We start from the raw sequence: 15,031 nt of genomic DNA on the forward strand, positions 1-15,031 counted from the left end.
AACTCGCTCATGATGAGCAAATGCGAGGAGTATACGAAGCACAGAGCCGCAGCGTACATGAAGTACGTGAGGACTTGCGCATCGACAGCGTCGCCACAGTTGCCATCAGGAGTAGAGTTAGAAAAGAGGTCTAATAATCACGAACAACCTTCTTCACCCCTCGCATTGGCTAATTGTTAATTAAATACCTACGCAAGAGATCTACTCAAATTTCAACTTAATTTACTATATATAGTAAGAGCATATAATTGCGCCCAAGCGCTATGTCAGAGCTCCGCTTTCTGTTTTACGCATGCAATAAAGAATTAAGTATATAGGAATATAATAAAACACCAGAGTCTGTAAGATACATACTCACCTCATCTAATTTTAACAAACCATCTTGCACAAAAGACCTAACCTTCTTCTCATCAAGCATACTTTCCAAACTCACTCCAATCTTGCGCAAAAATTCGCCTCTCTCAATACCATCCCTTAATCTCAATCCCATCATTATCATCTCCATACCTCGCTGCTCCTGGCTAAGCTGCTCATCAACATCCAGGCCATGCCACGTTTGCTCTACAGATTCAATCCATTTGCTTGGCGTTTTATGCATAGCCATAGCCCTAGCCCCAATTCTACTATGAGCGCCAGGCCCCAAACCCAAATAACTCCCATATCTCCAATAATGCAAATTATGAGCGCATTCTTGGGATGGTTTGGCAAAATTAGAAATCTCATATCTATCATAACCCGCTTGCTTGAGTCTATGCATTGTATGAGTATACATTTGCGCTAACGCTTCCTCCTGAGGTAGTATGATGCGACCTTGCTGCAATAGCTTAGCAAAACCAGTGCCAGTTTCAATTGTTAACATATAAAGAGATAGATGTGAGCAATTTAGCGCCAAATACTCCTCTAGCTCTTCACGCCACTGTTCAAGCGATTGGTCCATTAGACCATATATCACATCAAAAGATACGCGATCAAATATTTCCTTAGCACTTCTCACCGCTTCTAATGCACAGGCGGCGCTATGATTGCGTCCTAGTTTGTGCAAATTGTCATCATTCAAAGATTGTAGGCCTATCGAAACCCTGTTAATACCATATTTACTAAAACTTTCAAACTTTTGATATTCAAATGAAGTAGGGTTCACCTCGATACTAATTTCTGTTTCTCTACTTACAGAAGTATTCTGAAACAAAAAAAGCAGAATGGCATTTAATATTTCTAATGGCATTAATGATGGCGTACCACCACCGAAAAAAATTGATTTTATTCTTTGATCTTGAATGAGAGGTAAGAAATATTGTAATTGCGATAAATAGGCCAATTTCCATCTATGAATATCTATATCATTTTTAAGTACGTATGAGTTAAAGTCGCAATAAGGGCATTTAGATGCGCAAAATGGCCAATGGATGTAAATTGTAATAGCAGATTCTTGCGATTGATTCATTGATTATATGAGCTATTTTCCACCCCCTTCTTCCACACCAAGCATCTGATTGCGCAGCACAGCATCTTCCACTACAAAACAGCTGTTACCATCAGCAGTAATTCTTGCGCATAAATCATTAGCATCTTTGAGCTCTCTATAAGGCCCTACTAGAATTGCATAAAATATCCTGTGCTTTTTAAGTACTTTATGTATTTTAAACAAATCATCTTTTAATTCATAAAGTTTACTCATCCGCTCAAACAATGCACGTCCATTTTCTATAGACACTACATATCCAATATTTATGTAATATAAACCTAAATCTAAATGAGTAATGAATATCTTATCTTCGTTTAAATTCTTCTTGATGATTCTATCTAAACCTAGCGCCTCATCGTCTTCTTTGGCATTTTGCTGAAAAGACTCTAAAATATCATTTCTCTCCGACAATTGACCAAAGCTATCTTGATTGAAGTTGTCTGATATTTTAGATGATTTTTTATTATTAGTCCAAATAATATTAAGTTTTCTATTTTTAGCTAACTGTGAATACAAAATACTCTCATGTGGCGCAAAAGATTGATGCGCCTCAGGAGACTCTTGCTGTTGTTTTGTTGGTTTTGATTTAAACTCTACATACTGCGGCTGCAGGTGCGGCGTGATTGAATTGTTGTGCACCCAAAACACACTAATAATAACAATCACAAGCAAAAGCGTGTGTTTTTTATATTGCGTTATCTTTTGATTAAGCATCACATTGATTGCATAGCTTGTACGCCTATAATGGAGAAGATTTGCAATAAAACTTTTTGCACAGCGCGCGCTAAGCCAACCCTAGCATTCGTAAGTTCTAAGTTTTGTGGCACAATAAATTTATAACTTACTCCTTCATCGTTTTCATTCCACAATGCATGAAATTTTGATGCAAGTTGTATTGCGTAAAATACTACGCGATGCACTTCGAATGAAGATGCTGAGCTTTCTAATACCTTTTGCCAAAAAGCTATAAATCTAGCCAGATCTATCTCAGATTCTTGCGTAAGCAGAGCGAAGTTTGAATGATCTTGAACATCCAATCCATTTTCCTGCGCTTTTCTTATAATCGAATTAATCCTCACATTAGCATATTGTACATAAAATGCTGGGTTTTCTTTCGATTGCTCTACTACTTTTTCTAGATCAAAATCAAGCAAGGCATCGTTTTTGCGAGTGAGCATAATAAACTTAATCACATTAGGATCCACAACATCCAACGCATCCTGTGCAGCGGCAAAGTTACCAGATCTCTTAGACATTTTTACTGGTACTCCATGCTTCATAAGGTTTACCATCTGACACACTTTCACCTCTACACTCACATCCTGGTTAAAAGCTTTACACACCGCATTAAGCCTCTTAACATAGCCTATATGATCAGCACCTAAAATAAAAATTAAGTAGTTAAATCCTCTATCGATCTTATCTTTAATATAAGCGCACTCTGCCGCGAAATAAGTCCATGATCCGTCCGATTTTACCAAGGCCCTATCTTGATCGTCACCAAATTGCGTGGCTTTAAACAAAATTTGCGCACGCTCCTCCCATGGAGCATTGCTAGCTAAATCTTTAGGTCTAGGCAAAACTCCTTCGTATATTAAATTCATACGCCTTAGCTCTTCTAGCACTTTAGTGATGGCACCAGCGCTATGCAGGCTTGACTCAGAAAAAAATAAATCATGCTCTACTTCTAACTGCTGTAAATCGCTTTTGATGATTTTCATCATATAATCTAGCGCAAAATCGCGCACTATTTTATTGCAAGCCTCATCATGCTGATTAAGCCGAGGGTTTAATTGATATAGCTGTTGCGCGGCATCTATTAGATATTGCCCTGGATACAACCCATCTGGAATAGGGGTATTAGCACCATGCGCCACGTTGTTATATCTAATCCATAAACTCTGGGTTAGCGTGTCTATTTGCGCTCCTGCATCGTTTATATAATATTCTCTTGTTACATTTAGATTGCAATATTTGAGTAGATTTGCCAAAGCATTGCCATATACCGCACCTCGCACATGCCCTATATGCAACGGGCCGGTTGGGTTAGCTGATACATATTCTAAATTTATTTTTTTAGAATCATTTAATTCTTTATTAGCAATTAAATCTACGGTTAACTTGTCTTTTGTTAAAATATTAGCAATACTGCAACGCCATACACTAGGGTCTAGATAAAAATTGATAAAACCAGGACTGATAATCTCAATTTCCTTAACAAAGGGTTGTTTTATTTTATCTTTAATTTGGTTAGCTAGCTCCATCGGGTTGCGTTTCAACATCTTAGCTAGAATCATCGCGGCGTTTGTCGCTAAATCTGCTTTGGTTTGATTACCTGGAGGAATTTCGATTGAAATAGCGGGCAATATCCGTCTTAACTCCCTCTCTTGCATGCTTGATATGCTTGTTTTGCATATCTCAATTACCGCATCGTTAATTATATTTTTGAAATTTATAAAAATATTGTCAAAAAAGTGCATCAATATCTAAAAGAACTGTAAATTTAATAGGTTATGTGCTATATTATATAGTACTTATGGTGTAAAATGAAGTGGAGTGGGTTTATGGATATTTCTAGTGCAGCAATAGAGCGCATTAAACAGCTTAATGCGCAGAGGGGCTATGAAAGAATGCTGCGCGTTGCAGTAGATGCTGGCGGGTGTTCTGGGTTGCAATATTCATATGAATTTGTTAAAACCTCTAATGCGGATGATGAAATAATAGAAAGGGATGGCGTGAAACTAGCGCTAGATCCAATATCCAAGGAGTATCTGGTAAATTGCACTCTGAATTTTGTTTCAGAATTAGGCAGTAGTTATTTTAGTATAGATAATCCGCGCGCTACCAAAAGATGTGGCTGCGGCCAATCCTTCGATATGGTTTCGCCTTAAAAGTCATTTACTAGATAAAGCGCAATATGGTTCAAACAAAACGCATATGAAATGTAATTTTTTATGACTCTTTAGCTATATATCAGTATAACTGCTAAGTTTCTGCGTATGATCTAAAATATCACCGACTAGTTTCGACTCTTGCTCAAGTGCTTTGAATACTTGGGGAAACCATGGCGTATACGTGCTAGGATCTTTTTGTAGGGATTGACGCACCTGAGTAAATGATTGCCATTGATATTCCATAATTTCATCGGGATTCGGTTTAGGTTCTTGATTTGCGGGCATTAAACCAATTAATACATGATTCGCTTCGTTTTCCCACATATTGTCACCAACTTGAGCTGTGTATTGAAAAAATGAAAATTGCATGAGATCAATATGCAATCCAAATTCCTCAAATAGCCTGCGCTTTGCCGCAATTATCACCTCCTCTCGCACTCTTGGATGACCGCAACAGGTGTTAGTCCATAAACCTGGAGTATGATATTTATTCATTGCTCTACGCTGCATGAGTATTTCCATACCATCTTGCTCGTATACTGCACCTATTTTGCGCAAAATTGCTATGGAGAAAGAAAGATGTAGCAAGCGCTGCGCGTGTGCTTTTATTTTTTCTTCTGCACCAATGGGTTGGTATGTACTATTTACTAACACCACATATTCCTTTTTATGGGTCATAACTAGACAGGCCTCAAATTGTATTGATGGATAATATTTTTCTCTCTTTCATAAAACACAGTGGAAGAGTAGTAACATACCTCTTGTGCAAACTCTATTCCTGATGGCAACTACATATAGTAATTTAGGTTGAATTAGATATTTTAAATAATTTAGATACTTGGTCATAACTATTCCAAGCTTCTAATATATTGTACTACTTTTTCTCTTAAATCATTACTATAGCTTTTTGTCATTTTTCCTTTCATTATAACGAAAAATTATATCTAATTCAACCTAAATTACTATACATCAGCGTCGATGCTTAAACCTTTACTTCAGTACGTTCAAAGTGCTGCACTTTCATTTGATCCATGTATTTACTCATCATTGATAGTACTAACCCTGAGTACCTAAATACTTGCCATCACATATGTCTTGTGTATGTCTTCGTTACATATGTTTTTCTCCATCTATCCAGAATTTATTGTTATTTTTTACTATAGATTAGCTTGTTCTTCAAATTCTTGCAACCACCTTTTTGCAAAGTTCGTGTCATATAGGATAGTTAACAACTATTTGTTTGGTTAGGCAAGAAGTTTAAGACATGAGTAATAAGTGATATAAATTAAACATATGACAGATTTTTTTCATGATTTAATTTCAAGCTATTGCGCCTATCGAATGAAATAAACTGCCGTAGATATACAGGGTTACAATCCTGTATTTTACATGTTATTTATATTTTCTGATCTATTATTATTTTTTTAGAATGAAAGGTAGTGATTTTGGTGGCGCATTGAATCAGACGGCGGCTTTTGAGCGTAGAAACGACCCGTTCTACTCTAATATGCCAAGTGATCCAAACGCAGCTATGCGTTACTGCACAACGCACCGCTATCGCGATTTACCATAAATTTTGCGCACCCCACTCCTTGTGCCTATTAGAGCAATTAGCCTATATCAGTATTTATAGCATAATAGGTCCAAAAAAACCCTCCCGGCACGTGTTCAGCGATGCATAGTTGGCATGTGCGGGGTTGGTTATTCGCTAAACACAAAAAACAGTATCAAGCTCATTCGCTTAACGCAATTAGCTTAGTACAATTAACCTAGCACAATTCGCCCAGCATTAAATTGCCGCGATATCCAGCCAGCCTCACCCTTGCAATATCAGACCTCTTTCTTGGCTCTACTCCCGATGGTAACTGCGTTTCGTATGCTCCTTGTATTTGCTCATCGTGAGCGAGTTCGGAAAGAGGTTTATTATTCGCAGTTCCGCGCCACACCCCCCGCACCTCCTCGCCATCTTCTAGCTGAACTTTAATGAAATTTTCACATCTCCCAACATTCCCACCTTCCATTAATACATCAACAGTCTTGCCAACATAAGATGCAAACAGCAGCTTTAATTGCTCATTACCCTGGGCACGCAGCAGCTTTGCGCGTTTCTTACGAATTTCCATAGCAATTTGAGGCATGCTAGCTGCAGGAGTGCCTGTGCGTACAGAATAAGGAAAGACATGCAAGAACTGTAATCCAGCCTCATGAATTAGATTAAAGGTGTTTAAAAACATTTCTTCGCTCTCCATAGGAAAGCCAGCGATAATATCCGCTCCCAAGGTGGCATCGGGCCTTGCTGCCTTGATATTATAGCAAAAATCTAGAATCTGTTGTCTGTTATGCCTCCTCCTCATTAATTGTAAAACATCGTTATCACCCGACTGTAAACTTAAATGAAAATGCGGCATGATTCTTTTTTCGTGCGCCATTAATTCCATTAACTCATCGTTAATTTCTGCCACATCTATCGAGGAAAATCTGAGTCTGGACAGGTTAGGCACCAGCTTTAACACTCTACGCGTCATCTGAGCGAGGCTGGGGCGGGCCGGTAGGTCTAAACCATAGCCAGTAATATCTACACCAGTAAAGACTATCTCCTTGTATCCATTTTGTAGAAGTTTATTAATTTGATCTACTATCACGCCAACTGGCACTGACCTACTACGACCCCTAGCATATGGAATAATGCAAAAGCTACACCTATGGTTACAACCATTTTGGATCTGCAGAAAAGCTCTGCTGCGATTTTCAAAATGCGTTAGCGCCTCTATTGGCGGTATATGCTTCGCTGCAAAGATATTGTTAACCGATATCTTGCTACGATTGATACTAGCGCAATCTCGCCCATCCTCTTTCTCGCCCCCCTCATCTCGCTCTTGCTGTAAGCTATTCTGCGGCAAATTATTAAGATGTGATGAGTTGCTATGATAATTATCTGCAAGTAATTTTTCCTGGTTCCCCAAAACCTTACTCACTTCCTCCATATCTGCAAACAACTCAGGTTTAATCTGCGCAGCGCAGCCAGTGACTATAATTTGCGCATTCGGTTTTTGCGCCTTAATGCGCCTAATGGCTCTGATAGCCTCTTTTTCTGCATCTTGGGTAACGGCGCAAGTGTTGAAAACAACTATTTGTTGCCCCTCATGCATCCGCTGTTTTTGTAAATTATCCTTGATGATTTGGCTTTCATAAGTGTTTAATCTACAACCAAAGGTGATAATTTCTACATCATTCATTCAATTACTTGTCGTCTAACTACACAGCTTTGCGTGCGGAGGAAAGCTGAGCTTGTTTATACCTTAATTATTTTTCCTATAGGCAGAATTATATTATAAAAGCGGCCCTAATTCAATAAATCAATGCGCGTTCTATGAGGTTAGCAATTGGTACGATTTGTATTTTTTTGTCTGCATCATCTAAACCAGCACCCCGATGAATACTCTGCTTATGGCAGATACTATTAGTAGTGTATATATGCTTGATGCTTTGATTGCGCAAAAACTCCTCGCGGTTTTTAGAAAGCAACAAATGAGTTACTACTATATTTATGCTAAATGGTTTAAAAGATTGTAGCATAGCAATAATCTGTAACATGGTTGAACCTGTATCCAATATATCATCAACTATTACGCAATTTTTTAATTTATGAGAGCATTGAATTGGTCGAAACGAAACAACATCACGCGTTCTATGCTTATGCATAAAAAGGCAATGCGCTCCTAATTGCCGCGCCATACGTCGCACTCTTTGGCTTCCACCAGCATCTGGAGCAATTAATGTTAAATCCGGTATTTTGCTTAGCATTTGGCAAAAATTTTCGCTAGGATCAATATTGGTGAGCTGAGCATGGGAAAAATAGTTAAAATAAGCCTGTGAATGTAGATCTAGTGTAATAATACGCTGAATGTTGTATTGCTTAATGATATTACTTAAGCATCTCATTGGATTTGGTTGATGCTCTGGGGTTTTGTCGGACCTCGCATAGCAGAAATAAGGTGCGATGATTATAACGTTTGATAACCCGTCCCTTGGATTATTTAGTTTATGTTGTAGATGATCTAATATAAAAAGCAATTCTACCAGGTTTTGGTTTGGGTTTTGAAAGGAGATTAGTAATACTATTGATTGGTTAGAATAGTTAGCAGTGTTGATTGTAATTTCTATTTCCTGATCCGAAAAGATATGTGTTTTAATAAACAGTGGAGTAAAGTTTGCAATTACCATGCTCGACGTGCAAAGCTGACGATAAAGCTCCGCGCAATTAGGAGATATGAGAATGTAACCCATGTAGTTTTGCGATAATTAAAATATATGTTTTATCTAATAGACTAGTCGTTCATTAAGGAAGTCATTTTTCAAGTTCTAAAAATCTTACTTACGCAGCTGATCTATTTTAGGAATTGAGTAAAATATGAGTAATTTGGTCTAGTTCTTGTTTAAAATCCAGAGAGTCTCGCATTAATTCTTCCACTTTTTCTATAGCATACATAACAGTGGTGTGGTCTTTACCACCAAATCTCTTGCCAATCTCAGCTAAGCTATATTTGGTGAAATTTTTAGTAAGATACATAGCAATCTGTCTACTTCTACTCACCTTGCGTAGCCTGTTATTAGATTGCATATCAGCAACTCTAATATCATAGAATTTCGCGACTACTTTTTGTATATTTTCTACACTAACGAGGCGCTGGTTGGATCTTAGCAAATCTTTGAGGATATTCTTAGTACTTTGTACTGATATTTTTTCTTGCACTAGCTTGGCATGCGCAAGAACCTTGTTTAAAGCCCCCTCCAACTCTCGCACATTGGAAGTAATTTTTTCCGCTAAAAATTCTATAACTTCCTGAGGGATGTGAACACCCATTTGCTCGATTTTAGAATAAAGAATCCCTAACCTAAGTTCATAAGTAGTGCTGTGCACATCTGCAACTAAACCCCAGCCAAGCCTTGAGCGGATGCGATCTTCTATATTATCTAAATCAGAAGGGGAGCGATCACACGAAATCACCATCTGTCTATTATTGTCCATAATGGTATTAAAAGTATGGAAAAATTCTTCCTGTGTACTATCTTTACCGCAAATAAATTGTATATCATCAATCATGAGCACATCCACAGAGCGTAGACCATCTTTAAAAGACATCACATCCTTATTACGCAGCGCTTTAACAAACTTATGCATAAAGCTTTCTGCTGACATATAAGCCACCTTTCTATAGCTGCTATTTTTTTTTATACTCCATGCAATAGCGTGCATCAGATGGGTCTTGCCTAGTCCTACTCCACCATATAAAAATAAAGGATTAGACTCTGCTATCACAGACCTAGACTCCGCCACAGCGCGCGAGGCCTCATAAGCAAATTCGTTAGGTTTACCAACCACAAAATTATCGAACGTCAGGCGCGGGTCAAGATATGAGAAGTAATCCTCCACCTGATGCGCTATTACAGAAGGCGCTTCGGTTTGTTCAGCAGCGCGCACCTGCCCATCTATGGTATGTTGCACTACTATTTCTATTGCGCTCACGGCGCTATCTTTGCGCTTCCAAAGATCTAGAATGATGTGCGCATAGTGAGATTTAATCCAGTCCTTTAAGAAGGTGCTAGTAGTGCATAAAATAACAGAACTACCAGTTTTTTCAACGAACTTTAACTTACTAAGCCAGTTAGTGTAGATCATTTCTCCATATATTTCGCTCATTTCTTGCACTATAGATGAAAATAAAGCGTCATTTATTGGAGATTCTCGAGATGCGCTCACATGAGAGTGTTGTTCCATATCAAAGACTCATCTTACTGTTGGTAATTCCTGTGATTTTATATTAAATTGTAGGTTGGTTATTAGGGTTTTTATGTCTATGCATGACCATCCTTATGTTTATTAAATAGGATATATTAGTTATTCTGTAAATCAATATGATTGATTTAAGGTGAAGATTTTTTATAAGCAATGCATGCGCAAAGAATTAATACGATATAAAGCTGTGGTAGAATACTGCGGCAGTGGTTTATGTGGTTGGCAAAAGCAGCTGAATCTGCCTTCTGTACAGGGAATTTTGGAATCTGTAATTTATAATTTTACTAAACAAGAAGTTGAAGTATTTTGCGCCGGTAGAACGGACAGGGGCGTGCATGCTCTTGGACAAGTGATACATTTTGACCTTTGCGGTGAGTATGATGCGCGCAAATTAATTAGATCATTAAATCATTTTCTGCGCGGTACCAATGTTGCTATTTTAGATTGCGAGGCGGTAGATATGAAATTTCATGCTCGTTTTAGTGCAAAGAGTAGAAGTTATTTATATAAAATTTTGAACAGGAATGTTTTGCATAACCCAGTGTATCAAAATAGAGTTAGCGTTGTGTATCATCCGTTGGATGTAGAGCTAATGCAATTAGGTGCAAATGAGTTGGTGGGTACTTATGACTTCACATCCTTTAGAGCAGCAAATTGCCAGGCCAATTCTGCCATTAGAACTATGAGCGAAATAAAAATATGGAGAGAAGCAGAGTTGATAACTTGTTATTTTCACGCCCCTTCGTTTTTATATCATATGGTGCGTAATATCATGGGCACTTTAATTTTGGTGGGGGCTGGCAAGATGACGCCGCGGCGGGTGAAGGAGATTTTACTAGCGAAAGACAGAAGTATTGCTGGACCAACCGCTAAACCAGAGGGGTTGTATTTTTTGCGTGTAAATTATTAATCTGCACTATTGTGGCAAGTAGATATCTTTTGATAGTATAATAAATTAGATGGTTGCTTAACAGTTTAGTAATGCAAACTTCCATCATACTTTCCTCGCCTACAAACTTAGATGATATCAATTATATTTAGAATTACTTAGGTATATACTATATGACTCAAGAACCGCAAAACTTACTATCTGGTAAAAAAGGTTTAATTACCGGAGTTGCAAACAACATGTCTCTAGCCTATCATATCGCTTCTTTCGCCAAGCAGCAGGGGGCAGACATTGCCATGACTTATCAATCAGAAAAATTAAAGAGTAGAGTGGAGCCATTGGCGCAAGAGCTTGGTGCAGACTTTATACACGAGTGTGACGCGTCAGACGCTTCATCCCTAGACGGGTTGTTTGAGGAGATAGAACGTAAATGGGGTAAGTTAGATTTCCTGCTGCACTCTATGGCATTTATCGACAAAAATGAGCTTAAAGGGAGGTATGTAGATACTAATTTAGATAATTTCCTATATTCTATGAATATCTCATGCTATTCTCTAGTTTCGATGACTCGTAGAGCAGAGAAGTTAATGAACAGCGGCGGCAGCATTCTCACGCTCACTTATTATGGTTCACAGAAGGTTATTCCGTCTTATAATGCCATGGGTGTAGCCAAAGCAGCATTAGAAACGAGCGTAAAATATTTGAGTGCAGATGTGGGTAAGAACGGGATACGTGTGAACGCTATTTCTGCCGGACCAATTAGAACCCTGGCTGCATCTGGCATAGGAGATTTCAACTCTATGCTAGAGATGCATCAAAGCACGGCTCCTTTAAAGCGCCTTACTACGCAGAGAGATGTTGCGGGTGCTGCGGTATATTTATTTAGCGATGCTCTGTCTGCAGGGGTTACTGGAGAGGTGCATTATGTAGATTGTGGTTATAATATTATGGGTTATGCTAAGGAAGTATAAATAATTTGTAATAGTTTTGAGTTAATTAATTGGGCTGATTTTTCATGCTTCTTTTTGTTAGTCGTAGTTTTAATTGTCTTGCATATTTCTGTTGGCTATTATGGCAAATATTTTTGTCCGGATATGCCTTATGCTTGATAATAGCAAAAAACAAACAGTGCGAAGAGACTACTCAGTGGGTTTCGTGCCCTTCTAGCAATGTGTGGGTGAGAGTGATATATGCCAGCTCCATCACCCTCACACCTGGCACAACCACACTTGGTTTTGCTAAAGATAAGATTTATGTGTATGCGATTGATCAATCTGTGATGCAGGATCTACAAAGCGGCGTGATGTTGGCGCGTATTCAGCAGATCTTTTCATAATTTATAGAACTCTTCCTATGAGCGCGTGTTTAGATTAGGAAGAATGAGATAGAAGAAACAAGCTGAGCATGGAAAATCGGCTATTAATGGCGTTGGAATATATCAAAATTAATTCCTTCGGCGATGATTCAACTCAAATACACACGCGAGCAAGGTGGTTATTGCATATACTGTCCTCCATTTACATGCAATACAGACCCAGTAATAAAAGCAGAGTTAGCCTGGCATAAAAAATACACGGCGTTAGCTACCTCATAAGCTTTACCTAATCTACCCATAGGTATATCACTAATAATTTCTTGCATAACGCTTTGATTCACGTCGCGCGTCATCTCAGTATCAATATACCCAGGGGCAACACAATTCACTGTAATGTTCTTGCTAGCTGACTCTTTGGCCAAAGCCTTAGTAAAGCCTATAATACCAGCCTTAGCAGCGCAATAATTCGTCTGCCCTAGCTGCCCCATAGTGGCATTAATAGAGCTGATATTCACTATCCTGCCCCACTTGCTGTTTCTCATGTTATTAATTACAACGCTCGACATATTAAAGCAAGAATTTAAATCAGCATTTAATACATCATGCCACACCTCTGGCTCCATCCTATGCAACATTTTGTCTTTGATGATACCGGCATTATTAATTAAAATTCCCACTGGTTTCTTATGCTCCTCTTCTATCTCCTCAACTGCCCTTCTGCAAGCCTGATAGTTGGTCACATCCCATTGTTTAACTTTTATTCCAGTTTCGCGAGCAAACTGCTGAGCCTTTTCGACGCTAGATACAAAGTTTGCCACCACCGTAACGCCTGCATTAGATAAGAGTTCAGAAATCGCTCTGCCTATCCCCCTAGTACCACCAGTAACTATTGCGACGCAATCCAATCCTTCATCGTTAAAATTCTGTACATCGCTTTTTTGTATATTACCTAAACTTGCGCTCATACTATAATGAAATACCTCGTATAACTAAGTTAAATTATAAGTTGTTATATTTCTAGTATTTCACGCGCTCAAAAAATTTGCAAGTATAAACTTAATATCTTTGCAAACTTTCTATCTTATGTTTACAAGAACTCGCAGCTTATCCTAAAACATGCCACTGTTTAGCGCTATAATATACAAAACTTTTTGATGCTAAAAAGAAGAAATACATACCCTCTTGCGGCTCGAGTGTGCGCCAAGCATTTTTAGGGCTATGATGATAATATAAGCAATTATTTTTTTTCAGAATATAATTTTTACCAACCACAGCATTCTGCTCGTGCTCTAGAAAGTCAGTAATAGCAATATTCGTTAGGGCATCTAACACAACTAAATTTTCATTCAGCAACACATCTCTGTTATGTTGCATAGGTTCTAGTATTTGTAGTTGATAGTTTTTCGAGGTTAGGCTTTGCTTAATAACTCACATTTTGTAGAGATAACAAATATAAGCTATCGAACGCCCATCACTAACTACAACAAATGTTGATAGTCAAAAAACGTACGCAAATCATTCAAATTATATTTAATCATTGCGAATCTTTCTATGCCAAGCCCAAACGCAAAGCCGCGATACTCTTCAGGATTTAACTTGCAAAAACTCAATACACTTGGATGCACCATCCCACACCCCATCACTTCTAACCAACTACCATTTTGCTTAATATCCACTTCAAAAGATGGTTCCGTAAAAGGGAAATAACTGGCTCTAAACCTCACTTCCAACTCTTCATTTTCAAAAAAATTTTTAATAAAAGCGCTGATAGTAGAGTGCATGGTATGTATACTCACTGCCACATCGCTTTTGCAATGACTCACCCACGCACCTTCCATTTGGTGAAACATGGGGGTATGAGTTCGATCTGAATCTTTGCGATAAGTTCTACCGTAAGAAATAAATTTTAAATCACTAACGCCGCTTTCTCTCAGAGCCTCAAACATCTTCACCTGCGTGTTAGAGGTGTGCGTGCGCAACAACCACTTTACCGCACCTTCTTTAATCTTATTCCGAGTCACTTCGCCTCCTCCTACTTCCAAAGGCTCGCTTGAGTCACGCGCAAAGCAATCTAAATAAAAACTATCATGATCTTGTCTAGCAGGATGATATTCATCTACATTTAATGCAGTAAAATTTTCCCAATCACTCGTTATATCGTCATTACAAGCATAGGCAAAACCCATATTGCCTAAGATAGCGCAGAGTTCTTTACTTGTTATAGAAATTTTATGCATTTGATGCACAGGGTGCGTGGGTAGCAGTGGTAAGTCTAAGTCAATAAACTCCTGCTGCAGTTTCCTCGCCAACTCTTGGCTTTCGATTTGCGCTTGCGCGTTGGATATAAGGTGTGTAAATTTTTCTTTAGCACGATTCAAACCCCCTCCAACTAACTTCCTATCTTCATGCGAAAGCTGTGAAAGTTGACGCATCTGTTCTTGCATCCAACTATTTTTGCCTAAAAATTTACTTTGTATTTGATGTAGTTGATTAATGCTGTTAAAAGATTGGCTCAGCTCTTGTTCTAATTGCTGCAGCAGCGCATCCAGCTCGCGCTCCATGTCTTCTAATAAAAGTGGATTCAGTGGATTATTTGCGTTGATTACCATATGGATTCTATAACTCTGAGAAAATACAAATATATTTTAACCGCTATTGCAATCCATTACCA

Annotated in this window: 16 protein-coding genes; 6 read left to right on the forward strand and 10 right to left on the reverse strand. The window is 38.3% G+C overall.

What is annotated here, in order from left to right; genetic code table 11:
- Positions 1 to 9 precede the first annotated feature (9 nt).
- On the forward strand, positions 10 to 180 hold the full coding sequence (locus Sarmat_RS00685) for a hypothetical protein (protein ID WP_202148936.1): 171 nt from the start codon (positions 10 to 12) through the stop codon (positions 178 to 180).
- 106 nt (positions 181 to 286) lie between these two features.
- On the opposite strand, the gene hemW is transcribed toward Sarmat_RS00685, so the two are convergent.
- The 3 genes from hemW to argS are packed head-to-tail and all read right to left on the reverse strand — an operon-like array spanning position 287 to position 3,945.
- Positions 287 to 1,444 carry a radical SAM family heme chaperone HemW gene (hemW, locus tag Sarmat_RS00690; RefSeq protein WP_202148937.1) on the reverse strand — a complete coding sequence of 386 codons (1,158 nt, stop codon included), beginning with the start codon at positions 1,442 to 1,444 and terminating at the stop codon, positions 287 to 289.
- Positions 1,445 to 1,456: 12 nt separating this feature from the next.
- Positions 1,457 to 2,179, reverse strand: coding sequence for an SPOR domain-containing protein (locus Sarmat_RS00695; protein ID WP_244127084.1), 723 nt, complete (start codon positions 2,177 to 2,179; stop codon positions 1,457 to 1,459).
- A complete protein-coding gene (argS, locus tag Sarmat_RS00700) occupies positions 2,179 to 3,945 on the reverse strand; it encodes an arginine--tRNA ligase (RefSeq protein ID WP_279611717.1) in 1,767 nt (588 codons plus the stop codon). The genes Sarmat_RS00695 and argS overlap by 1 nt, the downstream gene beginning before the upstream one ends.
- 84 nt (positions 3,946 to 4,029) lie before the next feature.
- Here argS and Sarmat_RS00705 point away from each other — a divergent pair, with 84 nt between their 5' ends.
- The gene (locus Sarmat_RS00705; RefSeq protein WP_202148940.1) at positions 4,030 to 4,356 is read left to right on the forward strand and encodes a HesB/IscA family protein; all 327 of its coding nucleotides are present in this window, start codon (positions 4,030 to 4,032) and stop codon (positions 4,354 to 4,356) included.
- 75 nt (positions 4,357 to 4,431) lie between these two features.
- On the opposite strand, the gene idi is transcribed toward Sarmat_RS00705, so the two are convergent.
- Positions 4,432 to 5,037, reverse strand: a complete 606-nt coding sequence (gene idi / locus Sarmat_RS00710) for an isopentenyl-diphosphate Delta-isomerase (protein WP_202148941.1) — start codon at positions 5,035 to 5,037, stop codon at positions 4,432 to 4,434.
- A 751-nt stretch (positions 5,038 to 5,788) separates the two neighbouring features.
- Here idi and Sarmat_RS00715 point away from each other — a divergent pair.
- A complete protein-coding gene (locus Sarmat_RS00715; RefSeq protein ID WP_202148942.1) occupies positions 5,789 to 5,932 on the forward strand; it encodes a hypothetical protein in 144 nt (47 codons plus the stop codon).
- Positions 5,933 to 6,128: 196 nt separating this feature from the next.
- On the opposite strand, the gene mtaB is transcribed toward Sarmat_RS00715, so the two are convergent.
- From mtaB to dnaA, 3 genes are all read right to left on the reverse strand, one after another.
- Positions 6,129 to 7,595: a tRNA (N(6)-L-threonylcarbamoyladenosine(37)-C(2))-methylthiotransferase MtaB gene (mtaB, locus tag Sarmat_RS00720; RefSeq protein ID WP_202148943.1), complete on the reverse strand. Its 1,467-nt coding sequence runs from the start codon at positions 7,593 to 7,595 to the stop codon at positions 6,129 to 6,131.
- A gap of 112 nt (positions 7,596 to 7,707) precedes the next feature.
- The gene (gene prs / locus Sarmat_RS00725; RefSeq protein ID WP_202148944.1) at positions 7,708 to 8,646 is read right to left on the reverse strand and encodes a ribose-phosphate diphosphokinase; all 939 of its coding nucleotides are present in this window, start codon (positions 8,644 to 8,646) and stop codon (positions 7,708 to 7,710) included.
- A 106-nt stretch (positions 8,647 to 8,752) separates the two neighbouring features.
- Positions 8,753 to 10,138 (reverse strand): chromosomal replication initiator protein DnaA, encoded by a 1,386-nt coding sequence (gene dnaA / locus Sarmat_RS00730; protein WP_202148945.1) that lies wholly within the window; start codon positions 10,136 to 10,138, stop codon positions 8,753 to 8,755.
- Positions 10,139 to 10,313: 175 nt separating this feature from the next.
- Here dnaA and truA point away from each other — a divergent pair, with 175 nt between their 5' ends.
- The 3 genes from truA to Sarmat_RS00745 all read left to right on the forward strand — a co-directional run bounded on the left by truA (position 10,314) and on the right by Sarmat_RS00745 (position 12,381).
- Positions 10,314 to 11,066: a tRNA pseudouridine(38-40) synthase TruA gene (truA, locus tag Sarmat_RS00735; protein ID WP_202148946.1), complete on the forward strand. Its 753-nt coding sequence runs from the start codon at positions 10,314 to 10,316 to the stop codon at positions 11,064 to 11,066.
- 152 nt (positions 11,067 to 11,218) lie between these two features.
- A complete protein-coding gene (locus Sarmat_RS00740) occupies positions 11,219 to 12,016 on the forward strand; it encodes an enoyl-ACP reductase FabI (RefSeq protein WP_202148947.1) in 798 nt (265 codons plus the stop codon).
- A gap of 44 nt (positions 12,017 to 12,060) precedes the next feature.
- Positions 12,061 to 12,381 (forward strand): Na+/H+ antiporter subunit E, encoded by a 321-nt coding sequence (locus tag Sarmat_RS00745; protein WP_202148948.1) that lies wholly within the window; start codon positions 12,061 to 12,063, stop codon positions 12,379 to 12,381.
- 158 nt (positions 12,382 to 12,539) lie between these two features.
- Here the strand turns inward: Sarmat_RS00745 and Sarmat_RS00750 are convergent, their stop codons facing one another.
- The 3 genes from Sarmat_RS00750 to pheS all read right to left on the reverse strand — a co-directional run bounded on the left by Sarmat_RS00750 (position 12,540) and on the right by pheS (position 14,969).
- Positions 12,540 to 13,325 (reverse strand): beta-ketoacyl-ACP reductase, encoded by a 786-nt coding sequence (locus tag Sarmat_RS00750; protein WP_244127079.1) that lies wholly within the window; start codon positions 13,323 to 13,325, stop codon positions 12,540 to 12,542.
- Positions 13,326 to 13,464: 139 nt separating this feature from the next.
- Complete coding sequence (locus Sarmat_RS00755; RefSeq protein ID WP_202148949.1) at positions 13,465 to 13,734, reverse strand: DUF2793 domain-containing protein; 270 nt, start codon at positions 13,732 to 13,734, stop codon at positions 13,465 to 13,467.
- A 104-nt stretch (positions 13,735 to 13,838) separates the two neighbouring features.
- Positions 13,839 to 14,969, reverse strand: coding sequence for a phenylalanine--tRNA ligase subunit alpha (gene pheS, locus Sarmat_RS00760; protein ID WP_202148950.1), 1,131 nt, complete (start codon positions 14,967 to 14,969; stop codon positions 13,839 to 13,841).
- Positions 14,970 to 15,031 lie beyond the last annotated feature (62 nt).

The organism is Candidatus Sarmatiella mevalonica (assembly GCF_016751895.1).
GTDB classification, from domain to species: domain Bacteria; phylum Pseudomonadota; class Alphaproteobacteria; order Rickettsiales; family Rickettsiaceae; genus Sarmatiella; species Sarmatiella mevalonica.